Here is a 25,269-nt window from a genome sequence, read left to right on the forward strand (position 1 = left end):
ATCATCGGGAAGACACCAGCAGGAGGAGTGCAGATGTCGATCTCGATGGCCGTGACCCGGATGCTGCTCCGCACGAGACCGGTCGGCACGAAGGATGCCGCCACCGTGCTCGACCGGCTCGCCGACCGGAAGCCCGCCGCCCCGATCCCGCGGGCCATCCACCGCGTCGCCACCGTTCGGGAGCTGAGCGTCGAAGGTCGGCGTGTCGTGCAGCTCACACCCCGATCCGGCGCAAACGGCGCGCACCTCGTCTACACGCACGGCGGAGCCTACGTCTACCCACTGGTCGCCCCGCACTGGCCGATCATCGCCGCGCTCATCGCCTCGAGCGGAGCGGTCGTCACGGTGCCGTTCTATGGTCTCGCACCGGATCATCACGTTGACGAGGCCTACACCCTGCTCGACGCCGTCTACGCCGCGGCCGTCGAAACCCACGGCGACCGGGTGTTCCTCGCCGGCGACTCGGCCGGCGGTGCGCTGGCACTCGGGCAGGCGATCCGGTACCGGGATGCCGGGCTCACCCCTCCCGCGGCCGTCATCCTGTTCTCACCCTGGCTCGACATCACGCTCTCGAACCCCGACATCCCCGCAGCGGCGAAGCTCGACCCGATGCTCGCCCGCGACGGACTGGTGGCCGCCGGCCAGTGGTGGGCGGATGACACAGACCCCCGATCCCCGCTTCTCAGCCCGCTCTTCGCCGACCTCGGCGGCCTGCCGCCGGTCTACGTCTACCAGGGTGCCCGCGATCTGCTTGCGCCGGATGCGAAGGTGCTGGCCGGGAGGGTCGCCGCGGCGGGAGGCAGGATCGAGCTGAGGCTGTACAGCGGGGCATTCCACGTCTTCGTGGGGGCGCCGTGGACCCCGGAAGCCCGGCGCGCACTCAGTCACGCCGGCAGCATACTGAGCGGTGTGACCGCACCGGTGGACCGTAAGCTCAGGGTCGTGACCCCCTCCGGTGCGCCCGCTGCCACGCCCTTCCCCGCGCCCGGCACCCCACTCGCGCTGGCGGGCGAGTCGTTCGTGTCGCTGACCACGTTCCGGAAGACCGGGGTGCCGGTGTCGACGCCGGTCTGGGTCGCCCGCGACGGCGACGCGCTCCTGGTCGTGACGCCGTCGGAAAGCGGAAAAGTGAAGCGCCTCCGCAACAACCCTCGCGTGGAGCTCCGGCCCTGCGACCGCCGCGGGCGGGTTGCTGACGGCGCGGAGGCCGTCGCCGGCGAGACCGAGATCGTCGCCGACCCTGCGGAGGTGGAGCGCCTGGCGGCCGCGTTCCGGGCGAAGTACGGCTTCGAGTACCGTGTCTTCATGCTCGTCGAGCGCATCGTCGCCCGCCGCCAGAAGCCCCGCGTGATGCTGCGCATCACCGCCCCCGCCGCGTAGCGCCCCGCCCAGGCCCCGGCCGCGTAGCCGCACTCCTGCCCCCGCACCCCACACCGCGCGCTCGCGCACCCAGCGAAGGGCCCCAAATCGCTCCAACGCGCGACGCTTGACGCGATTTGGGTCCCTTCGTGCGCAGGCAGGGCGGGGGGGGGGCGGACGACTCAGCCGCGAGGGCGAGAGCAGAGGGACGGAGGGGGCGGAGCGGGACGCAGAACGGAGGGCGGGGGTGTCAGCCGCGGAGCGCGTCCGAGAGTTTCACGCGGGCGCCCGTGCGCAGCAGCGAGTTGGCGTAGATGCGGGAACCGAGCACGATGACCCCGGCCGTCATGACCACCAGCACCACGAGGGAGATGAGCGGCTCCCACCACTCAGCCGTGCCGAGGAACAGCCGCATGGGCATCCCGACCGGCGCCGAAAACGGTACGTACGACATGATGCCGAGCACCAGCGCGTTGTCGTTGAAGAAGATCACCAGGAAATATGGGATCATCACGAGCATCATCACCGGCGAGGTCACCGATCCGATGTCCTCCTGCCGGGAGACGAGAGCAGCGGTCGCCGCGAAGAGCGACGCGAGCAGCACGAACCCGAAGACGAAGAACACCACGAACCAGATGATGGACGGCCCGAGGCTCCCGAGCAGCGCGGTCTGGCCGGAGACGAGCAGCCCTGTGCCGGCCAGGATCGCGATCGCAGCGATCTGCCCGAAGGCGAGCAGGCTGTTGCCCAGCACCTTGCCGGCGAGGAGCGCCCGCGCGGAGATGGTCGACAGCAGGATCTCGACGACGCGGGTCTGCTTCTCCTCCACCACGCTCTGCGCGATGGTGGTTCCGAAGGTGATCGCCGACATGAAGAAGACGAGCCCGAACGCCAGCGCCACGAAGTAGACGATCAGCGGGTTCTGGTCGCTCGGCTCGAGCAGTTGCACCGTGGGCGCGACGCTCAGTGCCTGCACGACTGCCGATGGCGCGGAATCCAGTGCCACGACCGTGAACGGCGAGGCTCCGGATGCTCCGGCTCCCGCGTCGGCGCCGAGCACTGCCGCGTCGACGGTGCCGTCGCGGACGAGCGCTTCCGCGGCATCCGTCGACGGCGCGACCCGCACGTCGAGACCCTCCATGGCCTGCACGGTGGTCGCAACGCTCGACCCCTCGACGACACTCACCTTCGGCGCCGAACTCATGCCTCCGACGAGGCCGCCGATGACGACAGATGCGAGCACGGCCAGCATCAGGATGCCCGTCGAGATCAGGAACGCCTTGCTGCGGAGCTTCATGGACATCTCGCGCTGGGCGACGAGCCAGACGCTCTGCGAGAACCGCGGGGTGGGGAAGCGCGGCGCGGCCAGGCGTGGGACGGTCGAGCGGGTACCGGTCGAGCGGGTGGCAGTCATCGGATGACCTCCTTGAAGATCTGGGTGAGGGAGAGGTGTTCGGGGGCGAAGCGTCGCACGCTGCCGCGCTGGAGGGCTTCGGCGAGAACGCGCTGGGCGGCGCCATCCGCAGCAGCGTCGTTGGTGGCGGCGCCGGCGCTGGTGGCGTCAGCATCGTTGGTGGCGATGCCGGCCTCCGCCGCACCCTGCACCTCGAACAGCGCGTAGCCGCCGTCGAAGTCGATGACCGTGACCCCGTCGACGTCGCGCAGCCAGCCGGCATCGACCGACAGCTCGATCTCGTAGCGTGAGCCGCCGTGCCGGGACTGCAGCTCCTCCTTCGAGCCACTGGCCCGCACAGAGCCTCCCGCGATCACAACGAGGTCGTCGCAGATCCGTTCCACGATGTCGAGCTGGTGGGAGGAGAACAGCACAGGAACCCCGCGGGCGGCGGACTCGGCGAGCACACCCTGCACGGTCTCGACCGCGATCGGATCGAGTCCCGAGAACGGTTCGTCGAGCACGAGCACCTCCGGTTCGTGCACGAGCGCCGCAGCGATCTGGGCGCGCTGCTGGTTGCCGAGTGAGAGGCTCTCGACCGTGTCGCCGGCGCGTTCTCCGAGTTCGAGGCTGTCGAGCAGGCGCTCGGTGTTCGTCGTGGCCGCCGCCCGTGACATCCCGTGCAGTCTGCCCAGGTAGACGATCTGCTCGGCGACCTTCATCTTCGGATAGAGCCCCCGCTCCTCGGGCATGTATCCGAACAGCGCGCGGTCGGCGGGGGTGAGCGTGCGGCCGTCGAGCGACACCGAACCGGCGTCACTCGAGAGCACCCCGAGGATGATGCGCATGGTGGTCGTCTTGCCGGCACCGTTGCCGCCGACGAACCCGGTCATCCGGCCGTCGCCGACCGTGAAGCTGACATCATCGAGAGCGCGGCGGCCCCCGAACGACCTGGACACATTCGCGACTTCGAGCATGCTGTCTCCGATCTCTCGTGGTCCTTCCACGCTACGAACCTCGCATCGCGAGCGCATCCGCCGCGAGACGGGCTGGCCTCACCCGGCAGGCGGAACCCCGGGCACGACGATCCCGTTCTCGTAGCCGAAGACGACGGCCTGGATGCGGTCCCGGAGGCCCAGCTTCGAGAGGATCTTCGAGACGTGCGTCTTCACCGTCGCTTCGCCAAGGTAGAGTTCCCGCGCGATCTCGGCGTTCGACCGCCCGGCCGCGAGCAGCCCCAGCACCTCGCGTTCACGCTCCGTGAGGTCGTGGAGCTGGGGCGCCTGCGCGGGGCGACGGTCGGGGCCGCGCGGGGCGGCGGCGATACCGCCGACCAGGTGCTCGATCACGGTGCGGGTCACATCGGGCGACAGCAGCGCCTCCCCCCGCGCAACCACCTGCACGGCCTCGACCATGCTCTCCGGGGTCGCATTCTTCAGCACGAATCCGCTCGCGCCGGCCTTCAGGGCGTCGAACAGGTAGTCGTCCCGGTTGAACGTCGTCAGCACCAGGATGCCCGCGGCCGACCCGCTCGCGACGATCCGCCTGGTCGCTTCGAGCCCGTCCATGCCCGGCATCTGCACGTCCATGCAGATCACATCCGGGGCCAGCTCGAGCGCGAGCGCGATTGCGCCGGTGCCGTCCGCGGCCTCGCCGACAACCTCGATGCCCTCCTCGGTCTCGAGGATCATCCGGAGCCCGACGCGCACGAGCTCCTGGTCGTCGACGAGGAGGACGCGGATCGGATCGGCGGTCACGCCGGCACCTCCGCCGGAGCCAGGGGCAGCCTCGCGCGTACGACATATCCCCCGCGGGCTTTGGGACCCGTTTCGAGTATGCCTCCAGCGGCATCCACTCGTTCGCGCATCCCGACCAGCCCGAGACCCCGAGGCTCGGCACCGATCGACGCAGCAGGCCTGACCGACCCATGACCGTCATCGCCCACCTCGATCTCGATGGCGTCATCCAGATAGCGGAGGCGCGCATCCACCCGCACTGCACTTCCGGCGTGCTTTCGGCAGTTGGTCAGAGCCTCCTGGGCGATACGGTAGACATTGAGACCGGTGGCGGGCGAGACGGGCCGGGGGGTTCCCACGACGGAGAAGTCCACGGCGAGGCCGGCACGGCGGGACGAGTCGATGAGCGCGGGGAGCTGCTCCACTCCGTGCGTGCTGGCGTCGTCGGCAGCCGAGGTCTCGCCTGTGCCCGGCTGGCGGAGGGCCCCGAGCAGGTGGTGGAGGTCATCCACCGCCTGCCTCGCGTTCTGTTCGATGACGGCAACGGCCGCGACAGCTTTGGCCAGCTGCGCCGGATCCGCGGAGCCGTCGCCCCGCACCGTGGCGAGCACACGCCGGGCCGCACCCGCCTGCACCCCCATCACCGAGACGTGGTGCGCCACGACGTCGTGCAGTTCCCGGGCGATACGCACCCGCTCGAGCACGAGCGCCTGCGCCTGGCTGATCTCGCGCTCCGCCTGCAGTTCGCGTGTGCGCGTCTCGAGCTGGTGCCGGGCCAGCGCCGACGACCAGGCGCCGTTGCCGAAGTAGTAGGCCGCGGCGAAGTAGAGCAGGTTCTGCATTACCTGGAAAGCGGCGAAGGCGACGAACGGATCCAGCATCCCGTGGCCGCCCACCTGGTCGATGTACGACGGTGTCGACGTATTCAGCAGCAGGAAGGAGAACAACCAGAGGAACATGCCGACGATGATCACCACGCGGACAATGGTCGCGACTCTGCGGTTCGCCCCCCACGCGCCGAGAGAGTAGATGGCGAGGTAGAGGCAGATGTTGCTGAAGAGCACTTCGGGAACGACCATCAGCTGGCCGGCCAGGAAGGCGCCCGACACGACGACGGCGACCACAGCGGGGAACCGTCGACGTGCGGCCAGGGATCCGGCGATCACGATCGCCCACGGCACCGTGACCCACCAGGCCGCGGGCGGAGACGGAACGATGGAGGAGTAGATGAAGGCACTGGCCGCCGTCGCCAGCACGAGCAGGCCGGCCACGAGCACATCCCGCCGGAGCGCCTGCGCGGACGGACGGGGGCGCTCCCAGGTGCCGGAACTCACGGTGCGTACAGCCATGCCGCCACGCTAGCAAGCAGGCGATCTCTGAGCATCCCTCTGCAGGCGGAGCTCGGCACACGGCAGTCGTACACTGAGGCTGGCCGGGCGCGGTTGAAGAGACGAAACGCCGCACCGCCACGCCTTCGTACTTTTGAGGAGATGACGTCATGAGCGAGACCCGGAACACGCGGAACATCCGCACCGCGCGAGACCAGCTGATCGAACTCGCGAACGACTACGACCGCGCTGTCGCCGAGTTCCGCTGGCCGGAGATCGGGCCCACCTTCAACTGGGCGACCGAATGGTTCGACGTCATCGCCCAGGGCAACGACCGGCCCGCCCTCTGGATCGTCGAAGAGGACGGCACCGAGGCGATCTTCAGTTTCGCCGAGCTCTCCGAACGCTCCGACCGTGTCGCCGCCTGGCTGGCCGCCCAGGGAGTCGCGCAGGGCGACCGGGTGATGGTGATGCTCGGAAACCAGGTCGAGCTCTGGGAGAGCGTGCTCGCCCTCAGCAAGCTAGGGGCCGTCATCGTGCCCGGCGCGACCGCGCTCGGCCCGAGCGAACTCGTCGACCGGATCGCGCGCGGGCGGATCGACCACGTTCTCACGAACCGGGCGGATGCCGGCAAGTTCGACGGTGTCGACGGCGACTACACCCGCATCGCGGTGGGCACCGGGGCTCTGTCGGAGGGGTGGTTGGACTACGGCGACGCTCTGGATGGCGGGGGTGAGTCATCCGGAGCCCCGGAAGCGAACGTCGGAACCCCGGACGCCTCCCCCGACTTCCCGCGCGCGGAACCCGCCTCCGGCGACCCCCTGCTCGTCTACTTCACCTCCGGAACCACCAGCAAGCCGAAGATGGTCGAGCACACCCAGACCTCCTACCCGGTCGGTCACCTCTCCACCATGTACTGGCTGGGAATGCGGCCGGGCGACGTGCACCTCGCCATCAGTTCGCCGGGCTGGGCCAAGCACGCCTGGAGCCTCATCTTCGCTCCCTGGATCGCCGAGGCCACGGTGTTCATCTACAACTACGCGAAGTTCGATGCAGTGAAGCTGGCCGCCGAACTCGACCGCGCCGGGGTCACGACCTTCTGCGCGCCGCCGACCGTCTGGCGCATGCTCATCCAGGCGCCGGATGCCGTCAGGCCGCACGCTCTCCGCGAAGTGCTCTCGGCGGGCGAGCCTCTGAACCCCGAGGTGATCAGCCGGATCGAGGCGCGCTGGGGGCTCACCATCCGTGACGGCTACGGCCAGACCGAGATGACCGCCACGGTCGCCAACACCCCCGGCAGCCCGGTGAAGCCCGGCTCGATGGGGCGCCCACTCCCCGGCGTTCCGGTGGTGCTGGTGGATCCGGTCTCGGGCGAACCCTCCGACGAAGGCGAGCTCTGCCTCGACCTCGCCGAGCGCCCGTTCACCCTGATGACCCGCTACCTCGACGACCCGGAACGGAACGCCGAGGTCACCGTCGGCGGGTACTACCACACGGGCGACGTCGCATCCCGGGACGCCGACGGCCACATCACCTACATCGGCCGCACCGACGACGTCTTCAAGTCGTCGGACTACAAGGTGTCGCCCTTCGAGGTCGAGAGCCTGCTGATCGAGCATCCGGCCGTCGTGGAGGCCGCGGTCGTGCCCGCACCCCATGCGACCAGGCTCACCACCCCGAAGGCGTACGTCGTGCTCGCCGACGGTTGGGCTCCGGACGCCGAAACCGCGCGTGCGTTGTTCGTGCACAGTGCCTCGACGATGCCGTCGTACATGCGGGTGCGCCGGATCGAGTTCGCGGAGCTGCCGAAGACGATCTCGGGCAAGATCCGCCGAGTCGATCTGCGGATGCTCGAAGTCGAGGCCGATCGCTCCGGAGAACGGCGGGGTGGCGAGTTCCGCGAAGAGGACTTCGCGGGCCTGCTCGACGGGGTGACGCGCCGGTGATCGCGGCGTGGGCGGCGAGGGTCGCGGCGTGGGCGGCGAGGTTCGCGGCACCGGCCGCGGCGGTCGCGGCATGAGCGGCGGTGACAGCGGTATGAGCGGCGCGGAACGCGGCACGGGCGACACGGGTCGCCCGGGTCGCAGCCGGTTTCCGCGTCGCGTGTTCGGCCGGGGATCCGAACCCGATCCCCGGTTCACCCTGGCGAACGAGCGCACGTTCCTGGCCTGGATCCGCACCTCGCTGGCCCTGATCGCCGGCGGAGTGGCACTCGAGGCACTCGGTCTGCCGATGCAGCCCGGGCTGCGGCTGGCGGCCTCACTCGTGCTGGTGCTCGCGGGCATCCTTGCGCCGCTGCAGGCGTGGTTCGGCTGGGCGCGGGTCGAACAGGCGATGCGGCTCGGCCGGGCACTGCCCGGGTCGGTGCTGACGGCCCCGCTCGCGGTGGTGGTCAGCGTGGTCGGCGTGCTGCTCCTGCTCGGGTACGCGCTGAGATGAGCGGCGGCGATCGGATGACCGGCGCCCGTGGCACGAGGGCTCGCGGATGACCGCCGGAGGCACCCCGGATCCCTCCAGCCGCGAACGGTTCGACGACGGCCTCCAGGTCGAGCGCACCGCGCTCTCGTGGCAGCGCACCGGACTCGCCATCACCGCCGGTTCACTGGTGGGCGCGCGCCTCCTCGCTCCCGGGGCCGGCTGGTGGGGTATCGGGCTCGGGGTCGCCGGCGTGCTGCTCGGGCTGTTCGTGCTCGTGCGGTCGGGCATCCGGCACCGGCACGTGCACCGGGTACTGACCACTGCGCTGAGCCCCGCGCCGCCCACGGCTGCTCCGCTTACCGCCGCGCCGCCCGCCGCCACACCGACGCAGCTGCCCGGTGCGGTGCTGCCGGCCGTCGTTGCCGCCGCCGTGCTGGTCGCGGGCCTCGTCGCGTTCGGTTACGTCATCGCTGCCGCCACTGCCGCCGCCGCCGCCGGGTAGAGTTTCGACGTGAACAGCATCAGCCGCCCCTTCGCCACCCGTTGGAACGACAACGACGTCTTCGGTCACCTCAACAACACGGTCTACTACACCGCGATGGACACCACGATCACCGGCTGGCTCGTGACGGAGGGGCACTTCGACATCGGAACGTCCGACGTGCTCGCCTTCTGCGTCTCGTCGTCCTGCCGGTTCATTGAACCGGCTGCGTTCCCGGACACATTGAATGTCACGCTGCGGGCCGGAAGGATCGGGACGACGAGCATCGCGTGGGTGCTCGACATGTTCCGCGCGAGCGACGGCGCGCAGGTGGCGACCGGCGAGTTCGTGCACGTGTTCGTCGGGCGGGATTCGCACCGCCCCGTGCCGATCCCGGAGTCGCTCCGCGCCGCGGTCGAGGCCGAGCTCGTCGGCTGACGGGAGACGTTCGTGACGAGCATCCTCGGCCGACTCGACCTGCGGCCCGTGCGGCCCCGGGACAAGCGCGAACCGCACCGTGTCGCCTCGACGCTGGAACTCTTCTTCGACCTGGTGTTCGTGGTCGCCGTGTCGCTCGCCGCCCAGACCCTCCACCACCTCGAGACCGAACAGCACGTGGTGGTCGGGGTGGGCGCGTACCTGATGGTGTTCTTCGCCATCTGGTGGGCGTGGATGAACTTCACGTGGTTCGCCACAGCTTTCGACAACGACGACTGGCTCTACCGGGTCACGACGATCGCGCAGATGGCGGGCGTGCTCGTGCTGGCAGCGGGCGTCGAGGCGGCGATGGTGCACAGCGACTTCACGGCGGTGACCTGGGGCTACGTGATCATGCGGCTCGCGATGGTGAGCCAGTGGCTGCGGGCCGCCGCGAACTCGCCGGAGTATCGGCAGACCGCTCTCCGCTACGCCGCCGGCATCACGCTCGTACAGGCGGCCTGGCTGCTGAGACTGCTGCTGCCCGAGGAGGCCGGGGCGATCAGCTTCGTCGTGCTGGCGGTCGCGGAGGTCTGCGTGCCCGTCTGGGCGGAACACCGTCAGGTCACCCCGTTCCACAACCATCACATCGCCGAGCGTTTCGGCCTGTTCACCCTGGTCGTGCTCGGTGAGGGGCTGCTCGGATCGGCCAACGCCATCATCGACTCGCTGAAGGACACCGAGCACATCGTTCCGCTGGTCGCCCTCGCCGGCTGCTCGCTGCTGATCGTCGCAGCGATGTGGTGGCTGTACTTCGCGACCCCCCTGCACAGCCGGTTCGGCACGCTCCGCCAGTCGCTGACGCTGGGATACGCGCACTACGTGATCTTCGCCGCGGCAGCCGCGATGTCCGCAGGCATCGAGGTGCTGGTCGACTTCCACGGCCAGGAGACCGAGCTGCCGGCGGTCGCGTCTGCTGCAACGCTCACCGTGCCGGTCGCCGTGTTCGTGCTGGCGGTGTGGCTGACCGCCGTGCGGCCCTCGGCCACCGCTGTAGCCAACGTGGTCATCCCCCTCGCCGGGGTGGCGATCGCGGCCAGCGCGCTGCTTCCGGCTGCCGAGATCTTCACGGCGGCGCTGCTGGTGGTCATCGTCGCTACGCTGGTGGTGACCGGCCGGGACGGCAGCCACCGCTCTGCCGGATCCATCACGAAGGAGTGAGCATGAGGCTCGGCATCACCATCGACTATGCCGAAGACTTCGCGGGCGCCGCCACGGAGGTGCGCGACTTCGAGCGCGCGGGTGCCGACGTGATCGCTGTCTCCGAGGCCTATTCGTTCGACGCCGTCAGCCGCCTCGGCTACCTCGCCGCCGTCACGAGCACGGCAACGCTGATGTCGTCGATCCTGCCGATCTACTCGCGCACACCGGCCCTCCTCGCCATGACGGCTGCCGGCCTCGACTCCGTCTCCGGAGGGCGCTTCGAGCTCGGGCTCGGCAGCTCCGGCCCGCAGGTCATCGAAGGCTTCCACGGCGTGCCCTTCGAGCGGCCGCTCGGGCATCTTCGGGAGACGGTCGAGATCTGCCGTTCCGTCTGGCGCCGGGAGCCGCTCGAGCACTCGGGACGCAACTACACGGTGCCGCTCGCTGAGGGGCAGGGCTCCGGGCTCGGAAAACCCCTGAAGCTGATCAATCGGCCGGTTCGGGCATCCATCCCCGTGGCTATCGCAGCCCTCGCCCCGCGCGCCGTGCAGCAGGCGGCGGAGATCGCCGACGGCTGGCTCCCGTTCCTCTACCACCCCGAGCGTGCTGCTGCCGCCTGGGGCGAGGCCCTGGCTGAGGGCACGGCACTGCGCGACCCCTCGCTCGGCCCGCTCGACGTCATCGTGGGCCTGCCCCTCTACGTCGGCGACGACGGCGACCGGATGCTCGACGCCTACCGCCAGCGCATGGCGCTCTACCTCGGCGGAATGGGTGCCCGCGGAGCCAACTTCTACAACGATCTGGCCGTGCGCTACGGCTACGCCGACGAGGCGTCGCGCGTGCAGGAACTGTACCTTTCGGGCGAGAAGGCGGCGGCAGCGGATTCCGTGCCCGAGGATCTCGTGCTCGCGTCGTCGCTCATCGGCACCGAGTCGCGGGTGCGCGAGCGCCTCGCCGCCCTCGCCGCATCGGGCGTGACCACCGTGGTGGCGCAGCCGCTCGCGCCCACCGCAGCCGGCCGGCTCGCCTCATTCGAGGCCGCGCGCGCCGCCCTCCCGACCGCGCGCTGACGCTGGCGCTCCCGCGCGTGCGCCGCATCCGCCGCATCCGCTATCTGCGCAGAGAGCGGGCGTGCGTAATTCAGGAGGAGGGAGGCGCGGACGCTGTGGGAGCGCCGGCGGCGCTCTCCTCCCGAATCAGTGCGAGGGCGGGGGCGGGTCAGCGGTCGAGGGCCGCGAAACTGGTGCCGAAGAGGGCGGCGAGCCGGGCATCCACCACCATGCGGTCGTCGTCGAGGTAGGCGTTGACGGCGGCCCGGGCATAAACAGCCGCCCGATCGATGGGACCCTGAGCCTCGATGCGCCGGCCAAGGGTCTCCGCCGCGCGGACCTTCTGCACCTGCGACGGACTCGACAGGTCGGGCAGGTTCACCAGGTCATCGTGGGCGAGCTGTTCGAAGGCCCAGCAGAGATCCCAGAGCAGGTTGAACGACGGCTGCCGGAGGGCCTGCCGAACGACCGCGGTCTCGAGGTAGTACGACGACACGGGCACTCGGTTGATGTGCTTCCAGACGAGCATGAGCCGGATCAGCGACCGGAGGTGCGAGTCGTCGATCCGGTCGATCAGCTGCACGCGGGCGCCGGGCCGGTTCAGCACCCAGCGCCTAGCGGCATCGGGGACCGAGACGACAGCGCTGCCGGCGTCGCCCGGCGCTTCGACCGCGGGGATGAGTCGCAACCGAACCGCGGGCGCGGCGGAATCGTCTCCGAGCCCACCCTCCGCCAGAGCCTCCGCGGGCGCGTCGACCAGCACCGAGTCGGATGTCACGGTCACGACCAGGTCGGACAGAGCATTCTGAACAGTCGGGCGGATGCTGGCGAGCGCTCGTCCGAGGGACTTGGGCCGCGCGCCGCCCAGCACGACGAACACGTCGAACCTGCTCGCCCCCCGAACCGCAGTGCCGTGCCGGAACGACCCCGCATCGACGAGGCGCAACACCGCGGGCGAGGCGCCGCACCCGCTGACGCCGGGGCCGCCGGCTCTCGCACCGTGCCCCACCAGCGCTCCCGCAACCCGATCGCGCAATGCCGCATTCGCCTGCACGTCGTCGGCCGTGAACTGCTCGAGAACCTCTTCGATCCCGTCCACACGTGCTCCAGACCTTGCCCGCCTCTGAGCCTACGAGACGAGAGCCGCGCCGTCACCCCTCTGTTCGCTGCGTGTCATTCCGGAACGTACTCCTGGCGGAACTCCGGGCCCACAGCGTCGGCGATGTGACCGAAATCACGATCCGAGTTCAGGACGATCGCGTCATTCCTGATGGCGTACGCAGCGATGAGGCAATCGAACGCGGCGGCGGCCCGCACGCGGCCGGTACTCCACAACGCCTCCTGGATGTCGAGCGAGTCGGCCTCCGACGGATGGATTCCGGCAGGGAACAGTCGCCCCATCTCCCCGCGAAGGACGAAATACTCGAACTCGCTTCGAGCCGAGTGACAGTATTCGAGCACCTGCGGAGGACAGGTCATAACGACGTGGAACGTCGAGATCTCCCGCAGTCTCCTCGATATTCGAGCGCTCCGGCCGGCCTTCTGCCAGATGCTGTTGTCGACAAGATATGTGCTCACGCGACAGAAGAGTACTGGCCCCCGGGCTCGATGGTGGGCGCATCGATCTGATCTGTGGAGAACTTGTGCGCAATGATTTCTTCGATCACGGTTGGCTGGCGCTGCATGGCGATCAGTGTCTTCAACGCTCGGTCAACGGTGTCCCTGTTGCTCGCAGCACCGATGAGTGTTCGAGCCGTCGAGAGCAGATCCGGGTCGATATCTATGGACGTCACGGTCATGATCGCCTCCCTTTCGCTTATACAACGCAATATATACACGAACCCGAGTCGCCGCAAGAGGCTAGGAGTCCAGCCATTCCAGCGCCGCCGCGCGCTCGTCGAGGCCGAAGACGCGCACGTCTGCCTGGATGAAGTGGCTCGCGCCCCGCGCCAGCGTCTTCAGCATGAGCGAACCGGTCAGCAGCGCCGCGCGTCGCACCTTCTTCTCGAGGCCCGCCGACTTCAGGTCCTCCCAGAGCGCCTTCGGCTCGATCTTGGTGAGGTCGAGGTCGGAGTAGATGCCGAGGATGTCCGCCGGGTCGTTCGCGTCGAGAAACGCAGCAAGAGCGTCGCGCAGCGCGATGAACTCGGCGGCGTCAACCGCTCCCGCGTAGTCGATCTCGAAGATGTGGGTGTCGGGGAGCTGTCGGCCGGTGAGCATGAGCCCATTATGCGCCCGAGGCTCGGGGCACCTACGATTGCACCGGATTCGGCCGCGGCGACATCCGATCGATAAGTTGGAAGGACTGCTGACACGCCAACGAGAGGCCCCGATCACGTTCTCCGCCGCACGCCCCCGCACCCTCGCCGCCATGACCCTCGGGCTGGCGGCCCTTCTGCTGGTCTCCGGATGCTCGGGGGGGCTCTCCGCGCGGGAGGAGTCCCTCGGCGGGCCGTCACCGGCTCCCGCCACCGGCATGCCCGATCCGTCGGCGCTCACCCCGGCCGGCACCGCGGTTCCCTCAGACGAGTGGGCTGTCGTGCGGATCGCGGACGACTCGGGCGAGGGTGCGACATCCACCCTCGCGTTGAAGGCCGGTCTGCTCCGTGTGGGCGACGCCGACGATCTCAAGGATCTGAAGGTGATGAACGGCACCAGCGACACCGCCGTAGGCACGCCGTACTACATCAACTACGCCTGGGTGGTGCTCGAAGGTTCGGAGAACGCGAGCCCCCTTCAGTCGATCTCGGCAGTCGACTCGGCCAGCGGCGAGACCGGCAGCACGCTGCTCGTTCCCGCCGAGTACGAGAAGTGCTCCGACCCGGTGACCGGCCAGTTCGGCGGAACGAACGTCGTCAATGTGGAGTGCTCTGTCGACGTGTTCCCGGGCGGGGTCGTGCCCGATCGCCTGGTGTTCGACGGCGACCCCGCCGACTACAAGGGCACCAGCGCGGTGCAACTCGCCATCCCGAAGGCCTGACAGCACGTCAAAACCTGCCGCGGCGCTGTCGGCGCCATACCACCCGTCGGCTATAGTTGACTCAAACTCAACTCAGTGGTGGAAGGCGTAGGAACACCGTCTTCATCGACGAAAGCAAGACGAAGGGCTACACCGTCGTAGCTGCGATCGTCCCCACCCAAGACATCAGGATCCTGGGCCAGGAGATATCGAAACGTCGGAAGCGCGGTCAGGCTCGCGTGCACATGGTGAAGGAAAGCGACTCGCGTCGGAGACACATCCTCTCGACGCTCTGCGGATTGGGCGTTCGCGTTCGTGTCTATCGCGCGACCGGCCTCAAGAACGCGGTGGCTCGCGAGCGGTGCCTCAGAGCCATCGCGTGCGACTCGGTTTCGAACGCCTACAGGTGGATCGTTCTCGAGGGAGACGATTCGATCGAGAAGCTCGACCGGCTGATTCTCGGTCGCGCTCTCGCACATACCAGCGGCTCCCGGGTCGGTTACCGGCATGATGTCGCGAGTTCAGAACCCATCCTCTGGATTCCGGATTCCGGATGCGGTCGCCTGAGCGTTCGCGCGAGGCGGCGAATGGAACACGCGAATCAAGCCGATGATCGTCGACGTGATCGACCTGTCCGATTAAACGCGAAACTCGGTGCGCCAACCGTCCGGAAGGCCACCGAGCACACTTTCCTCCGCTAGCGCAGAAGACATCATGGGTATATATCAGACAGCATGAGCGCGCAACGCGTGGCGCTACATCAGGGCCCCGATGTAGGAGTACTTGACGAAGACCTCGGCCGCGATGCCGGCCTCGTCGAGCACACCCTGCAGAGCGGTGAGCATGTACTTCGAATCCCAGCCCATGTAGAGGTAGTGCGACTCGTCGAGGGCATCCCAGTGGCCGTTCCACGCCTGGGCCTTGTAGATCGGGCCGCCGCGATCGGCGCTGAAGGCGACGACGCTCGACCGGGCATCCGCCCACAGCCGTTTGAAGATGCGGTTGAAGAGGTGTTTGACGTCGTAGACCTCCCAGTGCTCGCCGCGGTACTCGACGTACTCGAACTCCCGTTCCCAGCCACGCGGCCAACCCCGCCGCCGCTCGACGTCGAGGATGGGCGTGAGGCCGTCGTCGTCGATCCCGACGGTGGCCGCTCGCGCCCATACCTCAAGGAACACCTCGGTGAGCCGGGCGGTGCGCCGGGCGATGGCCGCGGTGCCCCATTCGGATGCCTCAGCGAGTTCCTCGGTGGTCGCGATGACGCTGGACTCGTAGAGCGCGCGCTTCACCGGGAACGACCGGTCGACGGCACGCTCGGCGAGAGGCTGTTCGAGCAGGGCGAGATTGCCGAGCGTCTGCGCCAGGGCGCGGTGGCTGTTCTGCTCGTCGTCGGTGTAGTCAGCCCACTGGCTCACGCCGTCACCGCTCCACGCGTCGGGGGGTGCGAGCGGAAAGATGTTCTCGACGTCGAACCCGGCGAGACCGTCGAGCCCGGCGCCACCGGCCAGACCTGCCCCCGCGACATCCATCCCCCGTCCGGTGCGGTCGGCGATGCGCCCCAGTACGTAACCGGGGTGCGGAAGGTCGCTGAACTTCAGTGCCACGCGAACGCGTTCGTCTGACGGGGTGATCCGCGCGATCGCCAGCACAAGGGCGTCAGGGCCGAGCTCACGTGCGCGGCAGAGCCTCGCGACCAGCCGATCCGTCGCCACTCCCACCACGGTTCGCCGCAGCACCAGCGACTGGATGTGCTCGAGCCCCCCGACGAGCGTCTCGGCGGTGATGTCTCCGCGCGACCAGTCCCGGTATGCGCGGAGGGCAAGCGGATACATCCCCCTGCCGAACGTGTTCAGGAACGCGAGCTGGCGGGCGACCTCCCCGTCGGGGGCCCGGGACGGCTCGAGCAGCACGCGGTAGTCGGCCGAGAGGTCCCGCCACTCGGCCGCCCGCGCGCGGAGAGTGTCGACGTCGAGTCGCGGGAACTGCTGGCGGAAGGCGTCGTACACCCCACGCCCACCCGTGACGGCGACCTCCCGACCGGTGATCATGACCAGGTAGTGGCGCCAGAAGCTGGCGATCGACTCGCCCGTGTTCTGCTCGATCGGCAGCCAGAACGAATCCTCTATCTCGTTCTGTTCGGCGTGCGAGAGCCCCATAAGTACATAGTTGTGAATGAGTTCGTGGTCGCGGAGCGGCTCGCCTGTGGAGTTCAGGCTTTCGAAGATCTGCTGGGCGTTCGCGTTGGCACCCAGGGTGATCGCCACGTGTTCGAGTTTCTGCAGCCCCCGCCAGATGCGCGGAACCTCCTCGGCGAGAACCTGGCTGCGGAAGAACGCGTAGTTGTCGTCGAATCGCGAATCGCGCAGCTGGTCGCCCGATGCGCGACGATCGAGCACCACGCTCTCGAACACGTCGGCCCAGGCCCGGTGCGGGCGGAGCTTGGTGCGGTCGGGATCGGAGGCCCGCACGAGCACGGCCTCGAGTTCACGGGCCAGTCCCGACCCCTCTGTGTCCTGCTGCAGAACAGTGTGGTGAAGCGCCGCCACGAGCAGCATGAGCGTCGTGATGCGCTGCTGCCCGTCGATCAGCACGAGTTCCTCCGGCGAAGCGGCCGCGCCGGATCCCGGGGCATCGTCGCCCGCGGCCGTCGAGAGGATCGACCCGATGAAGTGCCTGTGGCGATCATCCGAATCGGCCACCGCCCGGATGTCGCCGAGCAACTGTTCGCAGCCGCCAATGTCCCACCGGTACTGGCGCTGGTAGACCGGAACGACGATCGACGTCTGGGGGGCGGAGAGCCACTGCACGGTGTTGACCGCAGTGGCTTCGACGTTGGTGGCGCTGGACATGGTTCCGATCGTACAGACACGTACAGACACGTTGCGGCGGCCATGGCCCGCACAGGGGCCGGATGTTAGGCTGACCTAACCTGGACCTGTTAAAACGTGCTGGTCCAAGAAGAAAGGGCAAGATCTCACCATGGGATACATTAAATCTGCCGCTCTGGAAGAAACTGGCTATGTAGTGCTCGACCGCTACAACCAGGAACTCGACCCCACTGAGTGGCTCGACATCGAATACAACGACTGGAAGTCGTCGGGCGACACCCGCTTCGCTCCTCTCGCCAGCGCCTTCGGAGCGATCGAGTGCAACGGCTTCTGGAACCACAAGCCGCCGCGCACCGACAAGGATGGCGTCTGGATCGACTCCCAGATCGAGAAGGCCCCCAACCTGACGCGTCGCGCCGAGGAGCCGGGTGCCAACGTCGGTCGCTGCCGCGTGATCGAGCTGCAGCCGAACGAGTACGCCGACACCCTCTACAACCTCCACCAGGACGACAACAACCGCCTGAACCCCGACGGCACCGGCTGGGTGGTGCGCGGCTTCTTCAACCTCACGGATGACGCGACCAGCTACTTCGTGCTGCGGGAGAACCGCACCGACCCACAGGGCGAGACCCGCATCGCGTTGCCCGCCGGCGCGCAGTTGATCGTCGACACCCAGCGTCTCTGGCATGCGGCCACGCACCCCGGCCCCGACCCGCGCTACTGCCTCATCACGTCGTGGGAGTCGGGCCCCGAGCTCGACGCGTACATCGAGAAGTACAACGGCGTGAACCATGTCGAGAGCGTCGAGGTTCCGCAGGACGTGCTCGACGCCGGCCAGGCCGAGCAGGCCCGCCGTCTCGCCGCCCGCGCCGCCGCCCTCGCCGCCCGCGGCCAGCGCGAGCAGGCCGTGATGAGCGAGGCCTAGGCCTCACTCCCGCTGCCGACCTTCCCGTCTGCGCCCCGAGATCTCCGGGTCTCTCTGCAGACGGGAAGGTCGACGGGGCGTCAGACGCGACCTACTTCACGAAGGCGATGCCGACGGCTGCCGCGGTGCGCTTGGCCGCGTGGTGCCGCTGGCCGCGGATCGTCACGATCCCCACGATGGCAACCCAGGCCAGGAACGGGAACGTCGCGAGGGCGGTCACTCCGCCGCCACCGGCGGAGAACAGATCGGTCGCGCTGGTGCCGCTGAACATCGTCGGCACCGTGACCAGGTTGGAGGCGGCGACCGCGAACGCGAGCCAGCCCGTCCAGCGCGGCAGCACATCCGAGGCGAACGTCACGTAGCCGGCCGCCGCGACGACCAGCGCCGTCAGCACACAGCCGATCGATCCGAACATCACGATGTGGCCCTCGGTGAGGGCGCGGATGACCGTTCCACTGGCCGGCTGCTTCACGGTGTCGAGCGCGGCTCCGGCATCCATCGCATCGCCCACCAGGGTGATCGCCACGAACACCAGGCCCGCGCCGTAACCGAGGTCGGCCACCCACTGCATGTCGTGCCGGGTGTGCGTGATCAACTGGCGGAAGCTCGCGAGGAACACGATCAACGCCGCCATCAGGAACGTGTCGAGGAAGATCACGAACAGCGTGGGATTCGCCGCTGCCGTCATGAACTCGGCGAGGGCATCCTCCTGGTAGAGTTCCGGGCGCGTGCCGACCGTCGTCACCTGCGTCACGAACTCGGCCGCCATCAGGGCCGCGACCGCAATCGCGGAGATGCCCGTCCACCGGCGCACATCGGGTTTCAGTGTTTCCGCACGAAGTATTCTGCTCATTCCCCACACTCCCTCATCCCGCTGATTCTCACACAGGTTCGGGTGCCGCTTCGGGTGCCGTTCAGATGCCGGGCGGAAAGCCCCACTGCTGGGCGAACTCGCCGGTGGGAAGTTCGAGCAGGTCCCGGCGCGCGGCAGCGAGCAACCGTTCGGAACGCTCCTCATCCCCGGCCGGCACCAGATGCACGACCCTCGTGTCGTCGACGCTGAAGAAGATGAGGTCGGCTGCTCCGGATGCTCGCCCGACGAACGCGGAGACCACAGCCCTCGACCCCCACCCGGTGCGCTTCCAGCCCTCGAGCGAACGCCGACGGAGCTCCACCCGCCAGATCTCCGCCGCCACCGTCATTGTTCCAGTCGAGCATCCACGGCCGCCCACCGGCAGCCCTTGTCATTCCCGCTCGACTGTGGGTGGCGTGGACGCGCGGCGATGCAGCGGGCTGCCCGTGAGGCGGATCAGGCGTTCCAGGGGGCAGGGAGGGCATCGAGGGTCGCGCCCGCAGGGGCGCCCTCGGCGGGGCACACCAGCAGGCCGTCTGCGTCCGCGAGGCCGCGCATCATCGCCGAGCCCGTGAAGGCGTTCAGCACGGCCTGACCGTCGATGAGGCGGTACGGGCTCAGCAGAACAGCGCCAGCGCGACCTTCGAGGGCATCGCGGGTCACGACCGTCGAGACCGGCGGCAGCGGTTCGCCTGCACACCCTGCGAGGAGCGGATGCCCGAGGACAACCAGCGCGACCATGGCTGCGAGGGGGTTGCCGGGCAGACCGAGCAGCAGGCATCCGTTCGGCAGGCGTGCCACCAGCGACGGCCCGCCCGGGCGCATGGCGACCCGATCGACCAGGAGTTCGGCACCGAGTCCACGGAGGGCCTCGTGCAGGTGGTCGACACCGGACGCTCCCGTACCGCCCGTGGTGACGATGAGATCCGGGGTGGGTGCACCGCGCTGGGAGTCCCGCAGCGCACCCAGCAGATCGGCGAGCGAATCACGAGAACGCAGCAGCGACACGACCTCGCCGCCGAGAGATCCGATGAGAGATGGGAGCGTCACGCCGAAACTGTCACGAACAAAACCGGGCTGCGGAATGCCCGTCAACTGCACCTCGTCACCGGTGAGCACGAGTGCCACCCTCGGGCGCGCGCGCACCGGCAGTTCATCATGTCCGCACGACGCCGCGACCGCGATGTGGGCCGGGTTCAGCCGGAGCCCCCGGTGGAGCACGATGTCCCCCTGCCGCGCTTCCTCGCCCGCTGCACGGATGTGGTCGCGTCCGACCGGGCCGCTCTGCTCGGCGAGCAGGCCGACGTCGACCGTTCCGCGTTCACTCGGCACCACGCGGTCGGCACCGGCGGGAACCAGCCCGCCGGTGACGATGAGCGCGGCCGTGCCGTGGGCAAGCACGGTCGCCGTGAACTGGGCGGACGATGGATCGGGTTCAGCGGCAGAATCCGCCACCGGTCTGGGGCGGGCGGGCACGAGCATCCACGGGCCGTCGCCTGAGACCGCCCACCCGTCCATCGCCGATGAGGCGTAATGCGGAACGTCGGCGAGCGCGGCGACGTCGTTGGCGAGGATGCGAGCGGCGGCATCGGCGAGCGGAACGACAGCCGCAGGGAGCCGGGCGGGCGCCCGGTTGGCGATGTTCCGGGCAGTCTGCCAGTCGGGGCGGGAGTGCGGGGTGGGCGGCTTCGCGCTCACGGCGCGGGCACGGGGGGCGCGGCGGGGGCCTTGGGGGCTATGGGGTCGGTGAGGGCTGCGGCCGCTGCCGCCGGTTCGGCCGGGTCGGCCGTCGCATCTGCCTCGTAGGCCTGGCGTTCGGCGAGCAGGGTGCGGGTCGCGGCGAGGGCTTCCGCCACAGCCATGGCGGGATCGGCGCCCCCTCCCGCCGCGCGCCCGGCCGCGAATCCCACGATGAAGGTGGTCAGCGGCGCGGCGGGACGGAGAACCGCATGCGCGGCGTCGCCGGCCAGCGAGAGGATGGCCGCGACATCCACGGCCAGGGGAACGTCGAGGCCGGCCAGACGGAGGGCATCCCGGAGATCGGCGCTCCACTCCTCGAGCGTCTCGCGCTGGGCGTCGTCGTCGGTGCGGGTCATGGGTGCTCCAGGTCGGTCAGGTGTCAGGTCGTTCGTCGGGTCGCGCCGGATCCACCGCGCACCGGCTCGGTGTTCACGGTAGTCGGATTCCCGACCGTTCGGCATCGGCCGCAGTGTCGATGTCGTCGGTGGAACCCGATGGGACGTCGACAGGCTGCGTGCCCAGGCCGGCGAACAGAGAACTGATCGAGAGGTTCTCGAGGTCGCCGGCGGCACGATGAGAGCCGACCGCCGAAGCCAGAGCGATGGAGTTGTACAGGGCTGCGAGGGGTTGCATCCGCCCGTCGGGGCTGCGGGCGACGAAGGCATCTGCGGGGGCAGGGGCGGCAGAGGCTGGGGCAGCCGCGGCAGCGGCGGCAGCGGCGGCAGCGGCGGCAGAGGCTGGGGCAGCCGCGGCAGCGGCGGCAGCGGCGGCAGCGGCGGCAGAGGCTGGGGCAGCCGCGGCAGCGGCGGCAGCGGCGGCAGCGGCGGCAGCGGCGGCAGCGGCCAGCAGCGCGACGACCGCCGCGGTCACCCGCGGCATGTCGCAGGCGAGCACCAGCACGAAGTCGGCCGGCGCTGGCGCGGACCCGCCCGCCGGGACGAGCGCCAGCGCATCCAGGCCGGCCGCGACAGCCGCTGCCGGCCCCGCGAAGGGCGGGTTCTCCCGCGCGAACAGCACCGCGCGGCCGCCGAGCGCCCCGGCCAGTGCGTCGCGATCGCCGACGATGACCCGCTGACGGGCATCCAGAGCCGCATCGAGCGCCCGCCCGGCCAGGGTCTCCTCTCCGAGCGCGAGCAGGGCCTTGGGCACGCCGCCGAGGCGGGAGCTCCGCCCTCCGGCCAGCACGATCGCGTCAAAGATCATGCCGTCCAGCCTACGAGGGTGAGCGGATGCACATCCCCAGCCTGTGCGCGCAGCATTGTGCGGAAGCGGGTTCGGTGATACCTCTGGATGATGGGCAGAATCACCGTTCGACGCCGTGTGACCCGCGTGACCGTGGGCGAGCCGGGCCGCTCCCGCGAAGACATTCTCGCTGCCGAGGAACCGCTGGAGATCAGGGTGGGCGGCCGCGCCCTCGCGATCACGATGCGCACTCCCGGCCACGATTTCGATCTGGCCGCGGGTTTTCTCGTCTCTGAGGGCGTCATCTGGCGGGGCGACCAGTTCGCATCGGCGAGATACTGCGCGGGCGCCACCGAGGAAGGGCTGAACACGTACAACGTGCTCGACCTGGTGCTGGCCGCAGGCGTGGCACCGCCGGATCCGAGCCTCGAACGCAATTTCTTCACGACGAGCTCGTGCGGGCTCTGCGGCAAGGCGAGCATCGACGCCGTACGCACCCTCTCGAGACACGAAGCGGCCGGCGACCCGCTCGTCGTCTCGTCGGAGCTGCTCGCCTCGTTCCCCGACGTGCTGCGCTCTCAGCAGGACGTCTTCGAAAAGACCGGCGGACTGCACGCTGCCGCGCTGTTCGACGGGCGATCGGGCGAGCTGCTCGTGCTGCGTGAGGATGTGGGGCGGCACAATGCCGTCGACAAGGTGGTCGGCTGGGCCCTCACCGCCGATCGGCTCCCGCTCTCGGGCACCGTGCTGATGGTCTCGGGGCGAGCCAGTTTCGAACTGGTGCAGAAGGCGTCGATGGCCGGGATCCCGATGCTGGCCGCCGTGTCGGCGCCATCTTCGCTCGCGGCCGAACTGGCGGTCGAGATGGGGATCACGCTGGTCGGATTCCTGCGCGGGTCGTCGATGAACGTCTACTCCTGCACAGAGCGTGTCGATGACGGGTTCTCCACAGATTCCGCCGGGCGCGCCCCTGCGCTGGCACCGAGGGCACAGGATGAACGTGCCGAACCCGAACTGCAGCAGAAAGTGATCGCCCGATGAGCCGTAAGCCTCCCGTCGAAGACCCCGACTACGACGACATGACGGTGCATCCGCCTGAGAAGTGGGCGGTGGGCCTTCCCGCCATCTACTCGGCCAGCGAGCCTGCCCTCGTGGAGATGGGCCCGGGGCGGGCGTTCACGCTGCTCACGAAGGTCAACCAGAAAGACGGCTTCGACTGCATGAGTTGCGCGTGGCCCGATCCCGACCACCGCAAGGTGGCCGAGTTCTGTGAGAACGGGGCGCGGGCCATCACGTGGGAGGCCACGCCCGTCACGGTTCCGACCTCGTTCTGGGCAGAGCACTCGGTGACCGACCTGCTCTCCAAGAGCGAATACTGGCTCGGCATGCAGGGGCGCCTCGTCGAACCCGTCTACAAGCCTGCGGGCAATGACCACTACGAGCCGGTGAGCTGGCAGAAGGCGTTCAGCCTGATTGCCGACAAGCTGAAGGGGCTCGCCTCCCCCGACGAGGCCGCCTTCTACACATCGGGGCGAGCTGCGAACGAGACGGCCTTCGTCTACCAGCTCTTCGTGCGCGCCTTCGGTACGAACAACCTGCCGGACTGCTCGAACATGTGTCACGAGTCCACCGGAACGGCCCTCGGCGAGACGATCGGCGTCGGCAAGTCGACCATCGCCTACGACGACTTCGAGAACACCGACCTCATCATCATCATGGGCCAGAACCCCGGCACCAATCATCCGCGCATGCTCACGGCTCTCGAAGATGCGAAGAAGCAGGGCGCGAAGATCGTGGCCGTGAACCCGCTGCCCGAAGCCGGGCTGCTGCGGTACAAGAATCCGCAGACGGCGCGCGGCCTGCTCGGGCGGGGAACGGCGATCGCCGACCAGTTCGTGCAGATCCGGCTGGGGGGCGACATGGCTCTGCTGCAGGCGCTATCGAAGCGGGTCCTGGAGGCCGAGGACCGAAACCCGGGCACGGTTCTCGACCACGGGTTCCTGCAGACGTACACCCAGGGTCTGGAGGCCCTTCGGGAGCATCTCGCAGACCTCGACGAAGACACCGTGCTCGAAGCTACCGGGCTGACCAGCGCCGAGATCGACGAGCTCGCCGACCGGTACATCGCCTCGGAGAGAACGATCATCACCTGGGCGATGGGGCTGACACAGCACCGCAAGTCGGTGGACACCCTCCGGGAGGTCGTGAACCTCCTGCTGCTGCGCGGCAACATCGGGCGCCAGGGGGCGGGAGCGTCGCCCATCCGTGGCCACAGCAATGTGCAGGGCGACCGCACGATGGGCATCTGGGAGCAGATGCCCGAGACCTTCCTCGACGCGCTCGACACAGAGTTCGGCATCCGGTCGCCCCGTGCGCACGGCGTCGACTCGCTGAAGGGCATCGAGGCGATGCAGCGCGGCGAGATCAAGTTCTGGTTCGGCCTCGGCGGAAACCTCGTCGCCGCGATCTCCGACACCGCCGCAGCGGAAGCGGCGATGCGTGGCACGGAGATGACCGTGCAGGTCTCGACGAAGCTCAACCGCTCGCACGCCGTCATCGGCCGCGAAGCACTCATTCTGCCGACGCTCGGTCGCACAGAGGTCGACCTGCAGAAGGCCGGGCCGCAGTTCCTCTCGGTCGAAGACACCGTGTGCGCCGTTCACGCCACGCACGGCGCCGTTCCGCCCGTCGCCCCCACGTTGCTCTCCGAGGTGTCCATCGTCACTCGATTGGCGCGCGCCGTTCTCGGCGACGACGGTCCCGTCGACTGGGAGGGGTTCGAGAACAACTACGACACCATCAGGGAATCCATCTCGCGGGTGGTACCGGGGTTCGAGAACTTCAACGCCGACGTGCGCCGAAAGGGTGGGTTCGTCCTGCCGAACGGCCCGCGCGACTCACGTACGTTCAACACCGCCACGGGCAAGGCGATGCTGACGGTGAATCACCTCGAGCCGCTGGAGCGGCCGGCGGGGCGACTGATCCTCCAGACGATGCGCTCGCATGACCAGTTCAACACGACCATCTACAGCCTGAACGACCGCTACCGCGGAATCAAGAAGGGCCGGAACGTCGTGTTCGTGAACCCCGACGACATCCGTGAACTCGGGCTGGCCGACGGCGACACGGTCGACATCTTCAGCGAGTGGAAGGATGAACCCGACCGGGAACTGCGCGGCTACCGTGTGGTCTCGTACCCCACGGCGAAGGGTTGTGCGGCGGCCTACTTCCCCGAGGCGAACGTGCTCATCCCCCTGGCGAGCGCCGCCCTCGAAAGCAACACGCCGGTCTCGAAGGCGATCGTGGTGCGGCTCGAGAAGGTTAAGGCGCCCGTCGGCTCGTCCGCCGCTGTGGGCTGAGACCTGTCCCGGTCGGGCCGGGCGGAAGGCGGGCGAGCG

Annotated in this window: 25 protein-coding genes; 11 read left to right on the top strand and 14 right to left on the bottom strand. The window is 68.9% G+C overall.

The genetic code is table 11. The annotated features are described in order from the left end of the window. Window positions 1-33: 33 nt before the first annotated feature. Window positions 34-1,380, top strand: coding sequence for a PPOX class F420-dependent oxidoreductase (locus B7R22_RS13175; RefSeq protein WP_172582373.1), 1,347 nt, complete (start codon window positions 34-36; stop codon window positions 1,378-1,380). 229 nt (window positions 1,381-1,609) lie between these two features. Here the strand turns inward: B7R22_RS13175 and B7R22_RS13180 are convergent, their stop codons facing one another. The 4 genes from B7R22_RS13180 to B7R22_RS13195 all read right to left on the bottom strand — a co-directional run bounded on the left by B7R22_RS13180 (window position 1,610) and on the right by B7R22_RS13195 (window position 5,837). Further along, window positions 1,610-2,773, bottom strand: coding sequence for an ABC transporter permease (locus B7R22_RS13180; protein WP_116412151.1), 1,164 nt, complete (start codon window positions 2,771-2,773; stop codon window positions 1,610-1,612). Beyond that, on the bottom strand, window positions 2,770-3,729 hold the full coding sequence (locus B7R22_RS13185) for an ABC transporter ATP-binding protein (RefSeq protein ID WP_116412152.1): 960 nt from the start codon (window positions 3,727-3,729) through the stop codon (window positions 2,770-2,772). The genes B7R22_RS13180 and B7R22_RS13185 overlap by 4 nt, the downstream gene beginning before the upstream one ends. Before the next feature lie 78 nt (window positions 3,730-3,807). Continuing rightward, window positions 3,808-4,443, bottom strand: a complete 636-nt coding sequence (locus B7R22_RS13190; protein ID WP_116412256.1) for a response regulator — start codon at window positions 4,441-4,443, stop codon at window positions 3,808-3,810. A 62-nt stretch (window positions 4,444-4,505) separates the two neighbouring features. After that, a complete protein-coding gene (locus B7R22_RS13195; RefSeq protein ID WP_116412153.1) occupies window positions 4,506-5,837 on the bottom strand; it encodes a sensor histidine kinase in 1,332 nt (443 codons plus the stop codon). Window positions 5,838-5,986: 149 nt separating this feature from the next. Between B7R22_RS13195 and B7R22_RS13200 the strand changes: the two genes are divergently transcribed. From B7R22_RS13200 to B7R22_RS13225, 6 genes are all read left to right on the top strand, one after another. Next, window positions 5,987-7,762, top strand: coding sequence for an AMP-binding protein (locus tag B7R22_RS13200; RefSeq protein WP_116412154.1), 1,776 nt, complete (start codon window positions 5,987-5,989; stop codon window positions 7,760-7,762). A 91-nt stretch (window positions 7,763-7,853) separates the two neighbouring features. Continuing rightward, window positions 7,854-8,255, top strand: coding sequence for a YidH family protein (locus tag B7R22_RS13205; RefSeq protein WP_116412257.1), 402 nt, complete (start codon window positions 7,854-7,856; stop codon window positions 8,253-8,255). 46 nt (window positions 8,256-8,301) lie between these two features. Then, on the top strand, window positions 8,302-8,736 hold the full coding sequence (locus B7R22_RS13210; protein ID WP_116412155.1) for a DUF202 domain-containing protein: 435 nt from the start codon (window positions 8,302-8,304) through the stop codon (window positions 8,734-8,736). Window positions 8,737-8,745: 9 nt separating this feature from the next. Then, window positions 8,746-9,153: an acyl-CoA thioesterase gene (locus B7R22_RS13215; protein ID WP_116412156.1), complete on the top strand. Its 408-nt coding sequence runs from the start codon at window positions 8,746-8,748 to the stop codon at window positions 9,151-9,153. Between the two features lie 12 nt (window positions 9,154-9,165). Beyond that, window positions 9,166-10,353: a low temperature requirement protein A gene (locus tag B7R22_RS13220; RefSeq protein WP_253259071.1), complete on the top strand. Its 1,188-nt coding sequence runs from the start codon at window positions 9,166-9,168 to the stop codon at window positions 10,351-10,353. Window positions 10,354-10,355: 2 nt separating this feature from the next. Next, window positions 10,356-11,405, top strand: a complete 1,050-nt coding sequence (locus B7R22_RS13225; RefSeq protein ID WP_116412157.1) for an LLM class F420-dependent oxidoreductase — start codon at window positions 10,356-10,358, stop codon at window positions 11,403-11,405. A gap of 148 nt (window positions 11,406-11,553) precedes the next feature. Here the strand turns inward: B7R22_RS13225 and B7R22_RS13230 are convergent, their stop codons facing one another. The 4 genes from B7R22_RS13230 to B7R22_RS19250 all read right to left on the bottom strand — a co-directional run bounded on the left by B7R22_RS13230 (window position 11,554) and on the right by B7R22_RS19250 (window position 13,604). Next, window positions 11,554-12,483 carry a hypothetical protein gene (locus B7R22_RS13230; protein ID WP_116412158.1) on the bottom strand — a complete coding sequence of 310 codons (930 nt, stop codon included), beginning with the start codon at window positions 12,481-12,483 and terminating at the stop codon, window positions 11,554-11,556. Between the two features lie 74 nt (window positions 12,484-12,557). Continuing rightward, window positions 12,558-12,962, bottom strand: coding sequence for a PIN domain-containing protein (locus tag B7R22_RS13235; protein ID WP_116412159.1), 405 nt, complete (start codon window positions 12,960-12,962; stop codon window positions 12,558-12,560). After that, the gene (locus B7R22_RS13240; protein WP_116412160.1) at window positions 12,959-13,183 is read right to left on the bottom strand and encodes a type II toxin-antitoxin system VapB family antitoxin; all 225 of its coding nucleotides are present in this window, start codon (window positions 13,181-13,183) and stop codon (window positions 12,959-12,961) included. Before B7R22_RS13240 ends, B7R22_RS13235 begins: the two co-directional genes overlap by 4 nt. Before the next feature lie 61 nt (window positions 13,184-13,244). Then, complete coding sequence (locus B7R22_RS19250; protein ID WP_172582375.1) at window positions 13,245-13,604, bottom strand: STAS/SEC14 domain-containing protein; 360 nt, start codon at window positions 13,602-13,604, stop codon at window positions 13,245-13,247. 151 nt (window positions 13,605-13,755) lie between these two features. Here B7R22_RS19250 and B7R22_RS13250 point away from each other — a divergent pair, with 151 nt between their 5' ends. Continuing rightward, window positions 13,756-14,364, top strand: a complete 609-nt coding sequence (locus tag B7R22_RS13250; RefSeq protein ID WP_172582377.1) for a hypothetical protein — start codon at window positions 13,756-13,758, stop codon at window positions 14,362-14,364. Between the two features lie 734 nt (window positions 14,365-15,098). On the opposite strand, the gene B7R22_RS13260 is transcribed toward B7R22_RS13250, so the two are convergent. After that, a complete protein-coding gene (locus B7R22_RS13260; RefSeq protein WP_116412164.1) occupies window positions 15,099-17,192 on the bottom strand; it encodes a DUF262 domain-containing protein in 2,094 nt (697 codons plus the stop codon). A 130-nt stretch (window positions 17,193-17,322) separates the two neighbouring features. On the opposite strand from B7R22_RS13260, the gene B7R22_RS13265 reads away from it, so the two are divergent. Beyond that, complete coding sequence (locus B7R22_RS13265) at window positions 17,323-18,096, top strand: hypothetical protein (protein WP_116412165.1); 774 nt, start codon at window positions 17,323-17,325, stop codon at window positions 18,094-18,096. 91 nt (window positions 18,097-18,187) lie between these two features. Here the strand turns inward: B7R22_RS13265 and B7R22_RS13270 are convergent, their stop codons facing one another. The 5 genes from B7R22_RS13270 to mobA all read right to left on the bottom strand — a co-directional run bounded on the left by B7R22_RS13270 (window position 18,188) and on the right by mobA (window position 21,892). Continuing rightward, entirely contained in the window at window positions 18,188-18,949 is a 762-nt protein-coding gene (locus B7R22_RS13270) for a hypothetical protein (protein ID WP_147305385.1), read from the bottom strand. Window positions 18,950-19,010: 61 nt separating this feature from the next. Then, a complete protein-coding gene (locus tag B7R22_RS13275) occupies window positions 19,011-19,298 on the bottom strand; it encodes a hypothetical protein (RefSeq protein WP_116412167.1) in 288 nt (95 codons plus the stop codon). 107 nt (window positions 19,299-19,405) lie between these two features. Then, window positions 19,406-20,647, bottom strand: a complete 1,242-nt coding sequence (locus tag B7R22_RS18840; protein ID WP_172582379.1) for a molybdopterin molybdotransferase MoeA — start codon at window positions 20,645-20,647, stop codon at window positions 19,406-19,408. After that, window positions 20,644-21,045 carry a DUF6457 domain-containing protein gene (locus B7R22_RS19255; protein ID WP_216363453.1) on the bottom strand — a complete coding sequence of 134 codons (402 nt, stop codon included), beginning with the start codon at window positions 21,043-21,045 and terminating at the stop codon, window positions 20,644-20,646. Before B7R22_RS19255 ends, B7R22_RS18840 begins: the two co-directional genes overlap by 4 nt. 73 nt (window positions 21,046-21,118) lie before the next feature. Then, window positions 21,119-21,892, bottom strand: coding sequence for a molybdenum cofactor guanylyltransferase (gene mobA, locus B7R22_RS13290; RefSeq protein WP_116412168.1), 774 nt, complete (start codon window positions 21,890-21,892; stop codon window positions 21,119-21,121). 90 nt (window positions 21,893-21,982) lie between these two features. On the opposite strand from mobA, the gene fdhD reads away from it, so the two are divergent. Continuing rightward, window positions 21,983-22,912, top strand: a complete 930-nt coding sequence (gene fdhD, locus B7R22_RS13295) for a formate dehydrogenase accessory sulfurtransferase FdhD (protein ID WP_116412260.1) — start codon at window positions 21,983-21,985, stop codon at window positions 22,910-22,912. Then, complete coding sequence (locus B7R22_RS13300) at window positions 22,909-25,230, top strand: FdhF/YdeP family oxidoreductase (protein WP_116412169.1); 2,322 nt, start codon at window positions 22,909-22,911, stop codon at window positions 25,228-25,230. Before fdhD ends, B7R22_RS13300 begins: the two co-directional genes overlap by 4 nt. Window positions 25,231-25,269 lie beyond the last annotated feature (39 nt).

The sequence above is a fragment of the Subtercola boreus genome (assembly GCF_003399635.1).
Taxonomy (GTDB): domain Bacteria; phylum Actinomycetota; class Actinomycetes; order Actinomycetales; family Microbacteriaceae; genus Subtercola; species Subtercola boreus_B.